This window comes from Verrucomicrobiota bacterium, from assembly GCA_027622555.1.
Classification (GTDB): domain Bacteria; phylum Verrucomicrobiota; class Verrucomicrobiia; order Opitutales; family UBA2995; genus UBA2995.
In genome coordinates, this window is sequence record JAQBYJ010000030.1 from 1 (window position 1) to 16,054 (window position 16,054).

Here is a 16,054-nt window from a genome sequence, read left to right on the forward strand (position 1 = left end):
CTCCTGTCTTGGCCTGAGCAATGTCGAAGGGTTCAAATAAAAAAATGAACGAACCAACCTTTCAGGATATCGGACCGCACGGCGTGTCGGTCCTACCTCATGATTCGTATCAATTGTCCATTCGTGGTTAAGGAATCATTACAATATCTGTGCCTATCTGAGCAATCTGTGGTTAGGTTAAACTTTGGTTTCGGCCTTGCTGCTCTGAGCAATTTTTTGGCCAAAGAATCGGCCGGGTAAATTCCTACAACCGATTACTCTATAAGCCCGAAAAAACGGCACCCTTCCAGCACCCCGCTGGTGGCTTGTCCTTCAGCAACGTAAAGTCGGTCTTCCAGCTGGCGTGGCCCAAGTACCTTGCGAACCCGATCCGCCAGACCCTTACTCGCATTGGCCACGATAATGGCACGAAATCCACTCACCAATGCGGCAAAGTCGTTGCCCGAATCGCCTGAAAAAATGACTTCGTCAGGCGTAAAGTCGGCATGCGTACTCAACCACAATAACGCGTACGCCTTGGATACTCCATCGGGCAAGACATCAAGGAGCCCGCAATTCAGAAACGGATCGAGGCTTCCCATACAATGATAGGGCAGACCTGCATTCTTAAGCATCCCATTAATGGTGTCGACCAACCCATCGACGATCTCCGAAGCGGACTCGTAACTGATCTTGAATCTCTGTTGGTCATCGGGTGACTGAAGTTTCAATCCGGGGATGGATTGCAACAGTGTTTCAATGACTTCCCGGTCGACGTCGCCTGATAACTCTACGAGATGATCCTCATAGGAGTCGAAGGTCTCGAATCCCCGATCAGTTTGATGATAGATGGAACTGCCCACATCACAAATGATCCAATCCGGCACCGGCATCCGGTAGTCATCAATTGCTTGAAGGACAGATTCGTAGTGCCTCCCAGTGGCAAAGACCAACCCGATGTCGGTCCGATTTCGAGCCTCGGAAATAGCCTGTAAAGCAGCGACATTTTCAGGATGTTCCGAAAGTGGAATCAGGGTTCCATCCAGATCGGTAGCTAACCATCGGGGCGAAATTTCCTTTTGAGGGTTGAAATAATTCATGATCCAGAGTGGTATAGGCGGTGGAGGTTGAGAGGCTAGGCGGAAGCACTACCAACTCAATAAAATTACTCCTCCTCTGACTATGTCACCTGAACAACCACTTGAAAACAGAACCCATACCAAAACAAACACTCCTCTCATCGTATTCGGTGAGGTGCTCTACGATTGCTTTCCCGATGGGAAGCGCGTGCTGGGAGGCGCACCCTTCAACGTTGCCTGGGGATTAAAAGGGCTCGGACAGGATCCGTTGTTTGTAAGTGCGGTTGGGAAAGATAAGGATGGCGAATCGATTCGTCGCCAAATGGAAAACTGGGGCATGAACATGACCGGTTTACAAACCGATCCGGAGCATCCGACCGGCAAGGTGGAAGTAACCATTGAAGCGAACGAACCTTCATACGAGATACTTGAAAACAGTGCATGGGACTACGTCATTGACCAGGGTATTTCCACCAACGGGCTGATTTACCACGGTTTGCTTTCTTTGAGAAACGAACGGTCACATGCGACGCTGAAAGCGATCTGCAAGCGTTCATCGGCCCAACGTTTTTTCGACGTCAATTTGCGGCCTCCCTACGATTCTATGGAAACGGTACAACCCTGGTTGGCGGGAGTAGACTGGTTAAAGCTTAACCTGGATGAACTCGGAGAACTGGCGGGCACTCCGGTCTCCTTCGACGACTGCAAGGATGCTGTGAATGCGCTTCGCAAGCAGTATGATATTCAAAACGTTTTGCTAACCGCCGGCAGTCAAGGCGCTCGTATCATCGGGGCCATAGGCGAAGCCGCCTGTATTCCCGCACCCAAACCTAATCCCCTTGTCGATACGGTAGGTGCCGGCGATTCCTTTTCTGTTTATACCATCCACGGAATCCTGACAGGCATTCCTTTGGAATCCCTCATCACGCGGGCAAGCAAATTCGCGTCCAAAGTGTGCGGTCTCCAGGGGGCAACCACCGACGAGGTTAATTTCTACCACTAATTGCTATGGCCACAGAAAAAGGACTACATATTGCACTGATCAGTTTGCACGGACTCATAAGAGGTGAGGAACAGGAGCTCGGTCGTGACGAAGATACCGGAGGACAAACGCGTTACGTATTGGAATTGGCGCGAGCACTGGCTGAACGCAAAACCGTGGACCGGGTGGATCTCATCACACGTCAGGTTATTGATGCTAAAGTTTCGGATGACTATGCAAGGCTGGAGGAACCGATCGCGGAAAAAGCCTATATAGTCCGTATTCCGTTTGGCCCAAAACGTTACCTGGGCAAGACAAAGCTCTGGCCCTACATGGAGGTCTTTGTCGATCAATGCCTCAACCACTTTCAACGAACCCGGACCGTACCCGACATCATCCATGGTCACTATGCAGATGCCGGCTATGGCGGGGGGCAATTGGCACGGTTACTGGGTATTCCATTTGTCTTTACCGGACATTCGTTGGGACGGGTGAAGAAACAGCGCCTTGAAGAGTCGGGGCTGAGTCTGGAGAAAATTGAAGCACGTTATGCGATCTCCACCCGTATAGAAGCCGAGGAATTTGCGCTGGAATCCTGCTCACTGATATGCACCAGCACTCACCAAGAGGTAAAAGAACAGTACGAGCAATACGAACACTATATTCCCGAACGTATGGAGGTGATTCCTCCCGGAGTCGATCTTAGTAACTTTCGTCCGCCTCATGAAGACGATAAGGAGCCCCAGTTGGCAAAAGACATAAAGGCTTTTCTCCACGAGCCGGACAAACCGATGATCGTGGCGATGGCACGACCCGATGAACGGAAAAACCTGGAAATGCTGGTCCGGGTATTCGGGGAATCTCCCGCGCTGCAGCGCGAAGCCAACCTGGTCCTTATCATGGGTTCCCGGGATGACCTGCGGGAGATGCCGCCCGGTCAACGCAATGTGTTATTAAATGTCCTCACCTTGATCGACGTCTACGATATCTATGGCAAAGTTGCCTACCCGAAGAAGCACAAGTCCGACGACGTCGCCCCGCTTTATCGGGAGATTACCCGCTCCCGAGGTGTATTCATCAATGCGGCGATGACAGAGCCATTTGGCCTGACACTTTTGGAAGCAGCAGCGAGTGGTACTCCGATTGTAGCAACTAACGATGGAGGCCCCAGCGACATCATTGCGAAATGCAAGAACGGAATCCTCGTCGATCCCTTCGATCAGAAAGCAATCGAAAAAGCCCTTATGCATGCATTGATTGAGCCGGAACAATGGAATACATGGTCAAAAGCCGGTCTTGAAAACGTGAGCAAACACTACTCCTGGAAACGTCATGTTAAGCGTTATCTAAGAGACGTTGGGGAGGTGTTGCAAGAGGCGGGAAAACCCCAACCCATTGCCCTCGGCCGAAAGACACGCCGCCTGCCGCAAATCGATCGCCTCATCATTGCAGATATTGACAACACACTGACAGGGGATGACGAAGCCATGCATGAATTACTGAAAAGCCTCCACCACCTCACTACTCCTTCGATTTTATATCCAACCGGAACGCCCAAGAAAAATAATCAGAGAGTTGACCCAATTAAAAGAAGACACCAAGGTGACAATTGGGAGTTTCCATTCTTCACCAGATACTATCGAATCAGCACCTATACCCTTTCTAATAAATCTGACCCCTAACGTTTTACATTATCCATTCTTCTTATGAGTACTAAATCCAACAGACGAACTTTTCTAAAAACCGCCGCCGTGGCGATCGGGATGCCCACTATTATCCCCGCCAGTGCACTTGGTAAAAACGGAGCCGTGGCACCCAGCAACCGACTTGTCATGGGTGGCATCGGTATTGGGCCACGTGGGAGAAAGGTCCTCTCTTGTTTCCTTCAGCAACCGGACGTGCAATTCGTAATGATCGCCGATGCCCAAGAAGAGCGCCGCGAGATCGTACGACGCCTGGTCAACCGGGAGTACAAGAATGAGGACTGCTCGAAGGTTCGCGATATGTATGAAGTTCTGGCTCAAGACGACATCGACATCGTACAAGTTACCACTGGCGACCGTTGGCATACCTTGGGAACCATCCTGGCGGCAAAAGCAGGCAAGGATGTCTATTGCGAGAAGCCCTGTAGCATGACCATCCGCGAAACGCAGGATCTCGCCGATGCCGTCAATCGCTATGGCCGGGTATTCCAGGCGGGCACCCAACGACGCAACGTAGACAATTTTCAGTTTGCAGCCCACCTGGCTCGCAGCGGAAAGCTGGGGAATATCCATACCGTGAATGCCGGGATTTTGAAACTAGTACCCGATATGGATTGGCTCCCTGAAGAGCCCCTCCCCGATCCGGATATCTGTGATTGGGATCGTTGGCTCGGTCCAGCTCCCTGGCGTCCTTACAACCTGAAATACGTGCAAGGAAGATGGCGCGGACACTATGACTTCCATGGTGGAGCAGGTTTGCCCGAATGGGGCTCGCATACCATCGACCTCTGCCAATGGGCAGCGAGTGCCGATGAAACGGTACCTGTCAAATACGAGTATGAAGGCGACAACATCATTGGCACCTACGAAAATGGCATCAAATTGGTATTGCGGCTTTCCGGATTTAAGGAAGAAGGCGATTGGAAGGTCCCTGGCACTTGTCCTGTAAAATTTGAAGGAGACGAAGGTTGGGTCGAAGCCGGTGACCATGGCAACCTGGTAGCCAGTTCAGATTCTCTTCTTGAAGGTCAACCGACAGATTCCATTTACGGAACCGATCCGATCAAACACGTACGCGAATTTCTCGACTGCGTTAAGACACGGGAAAAACCGGCAGCGAATCAGGACATCACACGGCAAGGGCACATTGCCTGTCATGCTGCAGCGATTGGCTGGCAGCTGGGACGCACAGTAGAGTTCGATCCTAAGACCGAAACCTTTATCAACGACGAGGAAGCCAATCGTATGTGCAGCCGCTCTCTCCGCGAACCCTGGCATGTTTAATCCTCTTTTTGAGCAATAGATGAATTCACCTCGCTTTTTACTTATACCTCTTTTGGTTCTGGCCACAAGTATTGCCAACGCTTCCACCGACTGGGATGAAGAGTCTGCTCTCGCAGCTCTTGCGGTAACCGCCCAAGCAAGAGCGGAAGCCTGTCAGGCGTTAGCCGTGGTTGGCGGTCCCAAATCGGTCCCGGTCTTGGCGGGTCTCCTGAACGACAGACAGCTCGCAGCCTATGCTCGCACAGCACTGGAAGTTATTGACGACCCTTCAGCTGGGCAAGCACTTCGCGATGCATTGCCAAACCTTGAAGGACAACTCTTGATCGGAGTCATCACCTCAATTGGAGCACGTCGCGACCGAGAAGCGGTATCGGCACTTATTGAATTGGTAGCCGACCCCAAACGGGGAGCCGGCGAAGCAGCTCTGGTTGCTTTGGCGAGGATCGGTGGACGAGAACCACTGACAACAGTGATCACGATTATGACAGGTGGGCCAGAAGAACTACGCATACCTGCTGCTCACGCAGCTTTGTTGGCTGCCGATATAATATCTAAGCGCGGCAATAAGAATGTAGCGGAACAATTATTGCAGCAGGTTCAAAATGCCGATCTGCCCGAGCATATCAAACAAGCAGCGAAGTTCTGAGTTTAGAAAACAGAGCTACTGTCTAAGCGTCGGTCTCCGAAGAACGGTGGCACTGGTTAGAATCTCCAAACTTACACCCATATGCCAACAATCGTTATCACCGGAGCCAATCGGGGTCTAGGCCTTGAGTTTGCCAAACAATATCATGCCGACGGATGGAAGGTAATCGCCTGTTGTCGGAATCCGGATACAGCTACTGTATTGTCCGAATCTGGTGTCACGGTTCGAGCGTTGGACATGCTGGACTCGACTGCGATTGATGCCTTTGCCCTGTCACTTGAAAATGAAGTAGTGGACCTGCTTATTAACAATGCAGCGATAAAGGACAGGGTTGAAATCGAAGGATTCTCAGGAATCGACGAAGCCGATTGGATTGAGGGTTTCCGGGTCAACGTCATTGGGCCGGTTCTTTTAACCAAAGCTTTGATTCCTAATCTATCGGCTTCCGAAAACCCGGTTGCTGCGATCATCGGAAGCCAACAAGGCTGCCTGCAAACCTACGAGACGGGAGGCACTTACCTTTACCGAACAACGAAAGCAGCAACCCATGCTGCCGCTGTGCTTCTCGCCATGGACCTGAAAGAATTTGGAATACCTTTTGTTGCCCTACGACCGGGCCACACCAAGACCGATATGGGCGGACCCAACGCTCCTTACGAGATCGACGATTCCGTTACCCTGATGCGCAAGGTGCTGGCGAATGTGGACATGGAGCAAAGCGGACGTTTCATTGATCGGAGTGGCGCACTCATTCCCTGGAGTTTGGATAAAGACCTGAACGAATAACAGTTTGAAGAGATATGCCGCTTGCTCGAAAATCTAACACTGCCGTTAAACAAAGAAGGAGCCTCAAGAGGCACCTTCTTTTGGAAATATGTGACGGATAAATTCCGTATATCCTTTAACTACGTGCTGCCATTTTCTTTCTGCGGAGAGCAACAACCACGATCAGAAAACCCGCACCGATGATGCCGTAGGTAGAAGGTTCGGGTACTGCACCGCTTTCGAGCGATTTAACAGACAAGCGAAATGCACCTTCAAATTCTAGAAAGAGAAAATCATCTTCTCCCAATACCAAATCATCGGTTGAAAAAAAGATAATGGGAAAATCTCCAAAATCATAATCAATATCTCCAGCGTCCAGACCATAAGGCGCTGGCCATACAATATCGGTAAGTCCTGTAAGGCTGTTATAACCAGCAATAAGCTCAGCAAGCGTCCCCGTCTCCGAAAGCCCGCCACCAATTAAGCTGGAAATGCCATTTATGATTTCAAGAGGAGTCGCCGTTCCAAGCTCATGGGATGCACCAAAGAAATCCCCTGCTTCCCCTGAATGATACTCCTCGTCTCCAATTTTATAATCAAGGTAGTAATGAACACCGATTTCAAAACACCATCTATAATAGATTTCAAAATCAATACCTCCCGGATCGCCAGCATCAAAATCAACGAGAATAGCCCCAAGACCAATTCCACCGGGGTCACCGCTGCCGCCGCCAGAGAATGCCACATCGGCCCAGGCGACAACGTCATCACCGACAGGACCAAATAATTGAGCGCTCCCATAATTGGGAGCAACTGCCAGATTCAGAAGCAGAACGAGTAATTGTAGTTTTTTCATAATTCAAAATCTGGGCTACCGGATCCAACGAATTCCCATTGGTGAGTGGATGGTTTTTCAGCACAGAATTCTTTGGACTGATTCTCTACAGAAAAAGTCACCTCACTCCTTTTGTAGGAGACTTTATCCGCGACCTTTTGTTCAAATGCCAAGCTGGGGCTTGGCGTTCCCAGGGGTCGCGAACAAATTTGCTTCCTACGCTTTGCCCATACTTTCGTTTTTGAATTCCATAACACCGAGGTCTTGACCGACACCGAAGTGAAAAACGATCACACCCATTCAAGCTGACCTCCAAATGCTTCGGTTGACTCGCCTCAGGAAATGGGATAAATCCAGACGCTTGAAACACACACTCAGCCTCCAGCCTATCAGGACAATGAGACATCTCTCGTTCGGGCGCTGACTACCTCCATTTTAGGAAAGAAAAACAAACCCATGTTCCGTCGATTTTTTGTAGTGGCTCTACTATGCGCCACAGCTGCCGCAAGCCTTGTTTTGGCTCAACGGTTCGATCGTGGACGACAACGACCCATCCCCGACCGCAGTGGATTTCCGATGTGGGAAAACGATCCGGATTACGAGGAGGATGTATTTACTTTTGCACGTATCCGATACACGCCGCACTACTTCCGGGGTTGGGATGGTGATTACCCGGAGGCGGATTGGAACATCTCTTATCGTCTTCAGCAACTGACTTCAATCAAAGTAAATCCGAATCCCGCTATCGTCGAGCTGACGGATCCTGAGTTACTTAATTATCCGTTCATTTTCATTATAGCTCCAATGTCGGTGATCTTTACCGATGCCGAGGCTGAGGCCTTGAGGAAGTATTTGTTGAACGGCGGGTTCCTGATGGTTGATGAGTTTTGGGGGAGAGAGCAATGGAACCACTTCTACCTTCAACTCAAGCGGGTACTGCCTGATCATGAGCCGAGAGAGCTGCCGTTGGAGCACGAAATTTTCCATAACGTTTTCAACTTGAAGGAAAAGCCACAAGTAACCGCGATTCACTTTTGGCGACAGGGATTAAAGTATCATCCGGTTGCCGGAATCGAGCAGGACCCTGACCCACACTTCTACGGAATCTTCGATAAAAAAGGTCGAATGATGGTTATACTTTGTCACAACAACGACCTCGTTGATGGATGGGAGCGCGAAGGAGAAGACATAGAATTTTTTCGCCAGTACTCAGAAAAATTTTCCTTCCCCATGGGGATCAATATTTTTTTCTATGCGATGACTCACTGATTACTGCTTAGGACGTTTTAAGCACACAGCAGACTTCCGGATCCGTTTAAAGAAATGCTCAAGAGTTGGTCCTAAATCACCGATTTTATCCGAGGCACCGGCCAGGAAATCAGCCTTCTCCTACAAATTGAGATGTTACCGAATACGTTCTACCGAATTCTGGTAGAGTAATCTGGGTGGGTATCACCAACAACGCCACCACAGGTGATCACCACCCGCATAACTTTGCGTCGCTTCCCACGTCGCTCAGCTATGACGGGCGTACCAAGTCAGTTCCTTCCAGAAGGCGGCAAGGTGTCACACCTGCACACTGACACCTTGATCTTCTTTTTCTTCGCTCATCAATCCTCCAACAACTTATCAAACCGCGGATTCCCGTGCAGCCGGTCGAAGATGAAGAGACAGTCCAGTTCCTGATTGATTAAAAGGGTACCCTCCATCTTGCTGGCGGCTTCCAGCGTTTTGTGAGGGCCTTGTCGTCCTCGCTGGGGACGTAGGTAGGGAGGCAGCGTCCTCGCTGCGCCGGGTATTTCTGGCATCCTGACGGCATCGCGGGACGAGATAGCCCTACCACTTGGGGTTTCTGAAAGCGGCAGACAGTTGAGGATCGCTGCTTTTTTGTAGGAGAGCAGTCCGGTTGATCTTTACAATAATGGATTAAGGTTCCATTATTGTAATAATAGCCTTATGATCGAAAGAGATGCATCTCAAAAACTGAAGCAACTGGCGGAAGGATTCCCGGTGATTGCGCTTACCGGTCCTCGTCAATCGGGGAAAACCACCCTGGTGCGGGAGCTTTTCAAAGAGCATGATTACCTGAGCCTTGAAGACCTGGATGTGAGGGAGGAAGCCCGGGAGGATCCACGTGGTTTTTTGCGACGGCAGCAAAAGGATTTTATTCTGGACGAAGTGCAACATGTGCCCGAGTTGTTTAACTACCTGCAGAGTCAGGTGGACGAAACCCGGCGAATGGGTGGAGTCGTTTTGACGGGCTCTCAGAATTTTCTGCTCATGGAGCGCATCACGCAAAGTCTTGCCGGCCGGATTGGGCTGCTTCCTTTGCTGCCGTTTTCCTGGAGCGAACTAAGGAACGATCCTATCAGCGAAAAGTCGGTAAACGAGGTGCTGTTTGCCGGTGCCTATCCTCCCATTTTCGACCGGCAAGTCAGCCCGGCCGATTGGTATTCCCGGTATGTGCAAACGTATATTGACCGGGACGCCCGGTTGATTCGGAACATTGGGGACCTTTCCCGCTTTCAGCGCTTTGTGAAACTCTGTGCGGGCCGCATTGGACAACTGGTAAACTTCACCAGTCTGGCTTCTGATTGCGGTGTCGACACCAAAACGGCCCAGTCCTGGATGTCGGTTCTGGAGGAAAGCTACATTGTCCTTCTGCTTCAACCGCATCACAGGAATTTCAATAAGCGCCTGGTTAAACAGCCAAAGCTTTATTTTGTGGATACGGGAGTAGCGTGCGCTTTGCTTGGTTTGGAAAATGCGGACCAGCTATCGACCCACTACCTGCGGGGAGGACTTTTTGAAAACTGGGTTATCATGGAGCGTCTGAAAAAACGATTCAACGCCGGGCAAAGGAGCAACCTCTACTTTTGGCGGAGCAACACCGGTCATGAAATCGATTTACTGCAGGAGGATGGTCCATTGATACATGCCTGCGAGATCAAGGTTGGTGAAACGCTTCAGCAGGACTGGCTAAAGGGGCTGCAATGGTTCCAACGAATTGCGGAACCTGCCCCGAGCTTGGAACTTGTCTACGGAGGTGAGCGAACTTCTGAGATGAAGGGCGTTACTATCACGCCGTGGAGAAAGATGGACTAGTCCTCCAACAACCTATCAAACCGCGGATTCCCCCGCAGGCGGTCGAAGATGAAGAGACAGTCAATTTCCCGGCTGATGAAAAGTTGACTCTTCATTTGCGTTGCGCTTTCCAGCGTTTCGATGGCCTGGTCGTTTTCTCCGAGGACCAGGTAAGCAATGGCAATGAGCACTTCACAGGCCGCCTGTTGCTGAAACCGCCAATAGTCGGTATTACTCACCTCCCGTGTTGTTGCGATTCGTTGAATCATGAGTTCCCGGTCTCCTTCCAAGGCATGGCAAATGGCCAAGTCCGCCCAATACCAAGGTTGTGCTAGCGGGTTCATGTCCACAAGGCCTTGCAGGTGAGGTTTGGCTTCGGCGACTTTATCGAGGCAATTCTGCGTTTCTCCCAGTTCAAACCAGAGTAAGGCAGTTACCAGGTCCTTGGATCCAAAGCAGATCGAATATTGACTGTCAAAGTGGCGATTACTCAGGTTTTCGATGAGTCGCAGACTCGTTCTGTGGTTTCGTGAGTAAAGTATATCAAAAGATTGTCCGCTTTGCGTTTTTGAAGAGAAAGGAATAAGGGCCCGAGTTTTGAAATAAGCTTCTCGATCACCCGTTAAGTTAAATATTTCCAAGTCCCAGGAGCTTTTCCATTGTTCGCTGACATCGGTCCTTGCCGCCTGTCTGTCAATAAAAGCCCTGGCTTCATCCCGTTTCCCTTGCTTCAAATATATGGTGGGCAGCCACCCTATGCCTGTAATATCTACAGAATTGGGATCGAGACGTAAGACAGCTTCGTAATAGTGCTGGGCCTCCGCCAGGCGTCCGGAGAAGTAATAGGCTCTTCCAAGGTTGGCATTTATCTCCCGAGAGTTTGGATAAATAACCATGGCATTCAGCAAATGACGGATGGATAACTCCCAATCCTGGTATTCCCGGAAGGCCAGGATGGATTCAGCAACGTGTCCATAAGGCAGGTCAGGTCCGGTTCGCTTGGCTTCTTCCAGAGCATGATGCGCCTTGGCCAGAAGTGCCGGATCATTTCGGCCCTTCGCCGTATCCCACCAAAAGACGCACTCAATGACCAACTGTGCCCAGGCTTCGGAATAGTTAGGGTCGAGGGCTACGGCTTTTTCCAGCAACTCGATCTTCTGGTCTCCATCCGCAGTCCCTTGGTACTGCAATTCGCGAAACTTGAGGACATAGTCGTAGGCTTCCAGATTGTCGGTGGGGCGGCGTTCGATTTGAGCGACTTCCTCCGGGGAAAGTATTGTTTCCAGTTTGTCGGCAATCTCTTTGGCAATTTCGGTTTGGATGGCAAAAATGTCGTCCAAATCCCTCGTGTAGTTCTGGGCCCAGAGGTGCTGATCTGTACTGGCATCAATCAACTGAGCGGTGATACGCACACGATTGCCAACCCTCCGGACAGATCCTTCAACCAGGTAACGCACACCCAGTTCTTTACCAATCTCGGAGAGACTCAACATCGAGTCCCGGTAGCGAAGCGTAGAAGTCCGGGAAATGACCTGAAATGTTCTGACGTGAGACAGGTTGGTCAGCACATCCTCATGTACCCCATCTGCAAAGAATGCATTCTCCTCATCCGGACTCATATTGGCGAAGGGAAGAACGGCGATGGAGTTGTCGGTGTCCAACAGCACAGAGCTTGGAGCGGAGAGCGGAGAGTCCGGAGTGTCCGCTCGAAAATAAAAGAAGATGGCTAAGGCGCCGAAAATCAAAGTCGGAGCCGCCGCGGCAAACGCGAAAGCCATCCAGTTGCGTTTGCGTTCCTGGTTTTTGGATACCGGCACTTCGCCCTGCTCTTCCCGGGCGTGCTTGGTCGTCTTGATCCCGTCCGGTGTAAGCTCAAAAGCCCAGGCTAGGATGATGGCTAAAGGAAAACCCAGTATCACCATCAACACCACAAAGCGGAATGCCCACACCGGTATGCCAAAGCTCGCAAACGTGGTCGAAGCCACCTGAATAATCAGCCACGCGACTACGGCATAGGTGATCGCCACCCGCATGACCTTGCGGCGCTTCAGTTCGGCACAGAAGGCGGAGAGGCTGGTCCTGGGTTTATCGGTTTTTGAGTCGTTTTCCATAAAGGCAATGAGATGAGTGACGAATCTCTACAGATTAAGTAGGAAAATAGGTTGCGGACTCAAGCATCGAAGTAGCAGGAATGTTAAAGAAAATCATGGCCGAAAGACCATTGCTTTTGACAAGCTTCAAGATAATCAGAGGAATATTAGCTTGATATATCCTATTACAATGTAATAGCTTTAATTATGTTCATTTTTGTCGAGCATCCCACGTTCACCCGGAAAATCACAGAACTGTTTTCAGATGAAGACTATCGAAAGTTTCAAAATCACCTCGCCGCAAATCCAACGTTAGGGGACGTAATTCCAGGTTTTGGAGGTCTTCGGAAACTTCGTTGGGGAGCAAGAGGTAAAGGAAAGCGCGGGGGTGCAAGAATTATTTATCTACTGGTTCCCAAACCGGCAATCATCTATCTATTTTATGTATATACTAAGGGAGACATCACCGACATGAGTGCTGAACAAAAGCGGCGTGTCGCCCAGGCAATTAAGCAAATCAAGGAGGAATACAGACAATGAAAAACAAGGATATTAAATTTGAACCTGATGATTTTTTAAAGGCGGTCGAAGAGGTGCGAGATCACGTCCAGGGAAAGCGAAAAATCACGCTCCGGACTACAACAATCAATTTACCCGAACCGGCTCCTGAAATCACACCCGAAGAAATAGTTGCTGCCCGCGAAGCCCTGAACCTAAGTCAGCCTGTTTTTGCTCAACTGCTCAATGTGCCCACTGTAACTGCTATCAGCTGGGAAAAAGGGCGTCGAAAACCATCCGGCGCGGCGTTGAGGTTATTGCAAATTGTCCGAACACATCCCGAAGTACTTTTAGAAGCGAGTTGATTGATCCTGAGATTTAGCAGTTCACCCAAGTGATTCAAAAATTCAGCTGGTTGTTGTGCATCGTTCACCAATCCTCCAACAACGCATCAAAGCGCGGATTGCCCCTCAGGCGGTCGAAGATGAACCACATGCCGATCTCGCGATTAAGAAGAATGAGGCTATCCTGCCGACAGGCTGCCTCCAGGATGTCGATGGCCTTTTCGGTGTCCCCAAGAATGAGGTAGGCGGTGGCAATATGCGCTTCGGTTTGTGCGCTCATCGTGTATTGGCGCTTTTGCTCAATGACTTTTTCTCTGGCTGCGCTAATACCCGCCTCCATTCGGCTCCGATCGCCTTCCAGGGCGTAACACATGGGCAGCTGTGACCAGGTGAACGGATCGGCGAGTGGATCGGCCTGGGTGTATTCTTCCAGGTAAGTCTTCATCGTTTTGGTTTCGATCAGCCATTTTTCCCGATCTCCCAGTTCGAAGTAAACGAGAGCTCCTATCATAGCTCGTTGCCCCATGGACAACCCATAGGGAAATCGAAAAGTTTCTGCCGCAAATGGCTCTATTTGCATATAATTTAAAATGACAGAGTAATCTCGTAAAATAAGTGCTGAGAGCCGATCGCGATCTGGATTTTCGTCCTCAGCATCCAACCGTTGGAGTTCAAGCTTCAGCACCTCCATGTCTCCTGTTTCCAGGTAGTTTGACCGGGCGAGTTGCTGTTGAAAGACTTTCGGACTAATGGATTTTTCAAGCAACGCATGGTCTTGATCCCAAAGTCCCAGTCGTTGGTAAGCAAAAGATAAATATATTCTATTGGCACCGTTAAATGGGTCGGAGCTCTGTGCTTCTTCCAATAAAATCCGAGCCTCCGCGATGCGCCCATTTATAAGGAACCTCCTGGCGAGTCTGGTTTTTGCGTCCAGGAAATTGGGGTCCAGAACCAGGGCCCTGGAGAGAAGATCTATTTCTATTTCCGCATATTCCTCCCCAATATTTCCCAGGAAACTTTTGGTGTAGAGACCAAGCGCAGAACCTGAGCTCAAGCGCTCCACTTCAGCAAAAGCATAGAGCGCACTATGAAGTAGCTGGGTATTCTGGCGTCGCGACTCTTCATCCCTCCAGTGAAAGATTCGATTTTGGGCCAAAAAAGACCAGGCCTCGGCAAAGTCAGGATCGAGTCTCACGGCTTTTTCAACCAGCTCGATTTTCTTTAAGCGATTGCCACTCCCTCCACCTGTTTGACGTGCCTGCACATAATAACCATAAGCTTCCTGGTTCTCGGTGGGACGGTAGTCGATCTTCTCGATCTCTTCGGGCGATAGGACCGCCTGAAGCTGGCCCGCGATGTCCTTGGCCACCGCTGCCTGGATGGCAAAGATGTCGTCCAACTTTCGATCGTAATTCTCGGCCCAGAGGTGTTGGTCATTTTGCGAATCGATCAACTGGACGGTGACAAGCACCTGATCCCCCGCTTTCCGGACCGAGCCTTCCACCAGGTAGCGGACCCCCAATTCGGCACCGATCTCCTTCATGGTCTTAACGGTGTTGCGGTATTGCAAGGTGGAGGTGCGGGAAATAACAAAGAGCTCACGCACCTTCGATAAGTTCGACAGAATATCCTCATGCACCCCATCGGCAAAGAACGCGTTCGCGGCATCCGGACTCATGTTGGAGAGGGGGAGGACGGCAATCGACTTTTCAGTCGATTGGGTTATCAGGTTATTGGTTAATGGTTCCTGGGATTCTTGGGCGGGTTTGGCCTGGAAATAAAAGAATAGTGCCAGCGCACCGAAGATGAGGGTGGGGATCAAGGCTCCCACCAGGTAGGCCATCCAGTTGCGTTTCTTCTGTTGAGTATCCGACAGGGGCATTTCGCCCTGTTCTTCGCGAGCGTGCCTGGTGGTTTTAATACCGTCCGGCGTCAGCTCGAAAGCCCAGGCCAGGATGATGGCAAGAGGGAATCCCAGGATGACACATAAAGTCACCAGCCGAAATGCCCACTTGGGAATGTCAAACCAGCCGAAGGTAGAAGATGCGATCTGGATAATCAGCCACGCCACCACCGCATAGGTGATCGCTACGCGGGTGACCTTGCGGCGCTTCAGCTCGGCCCAGAAGGCGCTCAGTCCTGAGCTTGTCGAAGGGGCGAGGCCGGTGGGCGGTGAGCCTGTCGAATCCGATGGATTTTGATCTTTAGACGGCTGCTGGTCACTCATTCTACATCCTCTCCAAGACTTTCCAGATCAGCCAAGTCTTTCAATCGCCCACTGCTTCGTTTATTGAGAACAAAGTCCTCATAACTAATAAATGGAACCGACAATTCGTCCAAAACGAGTTCTATTTTATTGGAGTAGCATTCTAAAAACTCCACACCGGTTGCCTCCGTAATGATTTCTATTCTCATGGGCGGAGACCCCATTCTGAACACATTTCCCTTTTCGCGAAAAAAATCCTTGGAAACTTCCTTCGGGACACCGAAAGCAAACAGCGCGTTCAACAATCGATCCAGGTTTGTTTCGTTGGAACCAATCCAGATATCCATATCTCCGGTTGCTCGAACATAACCATGAACACCCAGAGCCCAACCGCCTACAACGAGATACTCAACCTGCTTTTCGATTAATAAACTCAGGAATTCTCTGAAGTCGTCCGGTAGCTGCTTCATCGCCCCAAAAAGCCACTCGAAGTTGTTGGATGCAAGCGATCCTTTCGGTTGGAGTTAGTTTCCTGCAATCCTCGAGATAATCTTTGCCG

Annotated in this window: 15 protein-coding genes; 9 read left to right on the forward strand and 6 right to left on the reverse strand. The window is 50.3% G+C overall.

Features of this window, described 5'->3' with window-relative positions; all coding sequences use genetic code 11:
* Window positions 1-254 precede the first annotated feature (254 nt).
* Window positions 255-1,079, reverse strand: coding sequence for an HAD-IIB family hydrolase (locus O3C43_09950; GenBank protein MDA1066814.1), 825 nt, complete (start codon window positions 1,077-1,079; stop codon window positions 255-257).
* Between the two features lie 82 nt (window positions 1,080-1,161).
* On the opposite strand from O3C43_09950, the gene O3C43_09955 reads away from it, so the two are divergent.
* The 5 genes from O3C43_09955 (at window position 1,162) to O3C43_09975 (ending at window position 6,459) form a co-directional block, all read left to right on the forward strand.
* The gene (locus tag O3C43_09955; protein MDA1066815.1) at window positions 1,162-2,061 is read left to right on the forward strand and encodes a carbohydrate kinase; all 900 of its coding nucleotides are present in this window, start codon (window positions 1,162-1,164) and stop codon (window positions 2,059-2,061) included.
* Between the two features lie 5 nt (window positions 2,062-2,066).
* The gene (locus O3C43_09960) at window positions 2,067-3,722 is read left to right on the forward strand and encodes a glycosyltransferase (GenBank protein ID MDA1066816.1); all 1,656 of its coding nucleotides are present in this window, start codon (window positions 2,067-2,069) and stop codon (window positions 3,720-3,722) included.
* 24 nt (window positions 3,723-3,746) lie between these two features.
* Window positions 3,747-5,027: a Gfo/Idh/MocA family oxidoreductase gene (locus O3C43_09965; protein MDA1066817.1), complete on the forward strand. Its 1,281-nt coding sequence runs from the start codon at window positions 3,747-3,749 to the stop codon at window positions 5,025-5,027.
* A gap of 19 nt (window positions 5,028-5,046) precedes the next feature.
* Entirely contained in the window at window positions 5,047-5,673 is a 627-nt protein-coding gene (locus O3C43_09970) for a hypothetical protein (GenBank protein ID MDA1066818.1), read from the forward strand.
* An 81-nt stretch (window positions 5,674-5,754) separates the two neighbouring features.
* Window positions 5,755-6,459 carry an SDR family NAD(P)-dependent oxidoreductase gene (locus tag O3C43_09975; protein MDA1066819.1) on the forward strand — a complete coding sequence of 235 codons (705 nt, stop codon included), beginning with the start codon at window positions 5,755-5,757 and terminating at the stop codon, window positions 6,457-6,459.
* Window positions 6,460-6,574: 115 nt separating this feature from the next.
* On the opposite strand, the gene O3C43_09980 is transcribed toward O3C43_09975, so the two are convergent.
* Complete coding sequence (locus tag O3C43_09980) at window positions 6,575-7,294, reverse strand: PEP-CTERM sorting domain-containing protein (protein MDA1066820.1); 720 nt, start codon at window positions 7,292-7,294, stop codon at window positions 6,575-6,577.
* 435 nt (window positions 7,295-7,729) lie between these two features.
* On the opposite strand from O3C43_09980, the gene O3C43_09985 reads away from it, so the two are divergent.
* The gene (locus O3C43_09985; GenBank protein ID MDA1066821.1) at window positions 7,730-8,542 is read left to right on the forward strand and encodes a DUF4159 domain-containing protein; all 813 of its coding nucleotides are present in this window, start codon (window positions 7,730-7,732) and stop codon (window positions 8,540-8,542) included.
* Window positions 8,543-8,883: 341 nt separating this feature from the next.
* Here O3C43_09985 and O3C43_09990 read toward each other — a convergent pair whose 3' ends face one another.
* A complete protein-coding gene (locus tag O3C43_09990; GenBank protein MDA1066822.1) occupies window positions 8,884-9,081 on the reverse strand; it encodes a hypothetical protein in 198 nt (65 codons plus the stop codon).
* A 148-nt stretch (window positions 9,082-9,229) separates the two neighbouring features.
* Between O3C43_09990 and O3C43_09995 the strand changes: the two genes are divergently transcribed.
* Window positions 9,230-10,378: an ATP-binding protein gene (locus tag O3C43_09995; GenBank protein MDA1066823.1), complete on the forward strand. Its 1,149-nt coding sequence runs from the start codon at window positions 9,230-9,232 to the stop codon at window positions 10,376-10,378.
* Here O3C43_09995 and O3C43_10000 read toward each other — a convergent pair.
* Complete coding sequence (locus tag O3C43_10000) at window positions 10,375-12,468, reverse strand: tetratricopeptide repeat protein (protein ID MDA1066824.1); 2,094 nt, start codon at window positions 12,466-12,468, stop codon at window positions 10,375-10,377. The genes O3C43_09995 and O3C43_10000 overlap by 4 nt on opposite strands.
* 186 nt (window positions 12,469-12,654) lie before the next feature.
* Here O3C43_10000 and O3C43_10005 point away from each other — a divergent pair, with 186 nt between their 5' ends.
* Together O3C43_10005 and O3C43_10010 are read left to right on the forward strand one after the other, a co-directional pair.
* Entirely contained in the window at window positions 12,655-12,987 is a 333-nt protein-coding gene (locus tag O3C43_10005) for a type II toxin-antitoxin system RelE/ParE family toxin (GenBank protein MDA1066825.1), read from the forward strand.
* Window positions 12,984-13,310, forward strand: a complete 327-nt coding sequence (locus tag O3C43_10010; GenBank protein MDA1066826.1) for a type II toxin-antitoxin system MqsA family antitoxin — start codon at window positions 12,984-12,986, stop codon at window positions 13,308-13,310. Before O3C43_10005 ends, O3C43_10010 begins: the two co-directional genes overlap by 4 nt.
* A gap of 64 nt (window positions 13,311-13,374) precedes the next feature.
* On the opposite strand, the gene O3C43_10015 is transcribed toward O3C43_10010, so the two are convergent.
* Complete coding sequence (locus tag O3C43_10015) at window positions 13,375-15,516, reverse strand: hypothetical protein (protein MDA1066827.1); 2,142 nt, start codon at window positions 15,514-15,516, stop codon at window positions 13,375-13,377.
* Complete coding sequence (locus O3C43_10020) at window positions 15,513-15,965, reverse strand: hypothetical protein (GenBank protein ID MDA1066828.1); 453 nt, start codon at window positions 15,963-15,965, stop codon at window positions 15,513-15,515. Before O3C43_10020 ends, O3C43_10015 begins: the two co-directional genes overlap by 4 nt.
* Window positions 15,966-16,054 lie beyond the last annotated feature (89 nt).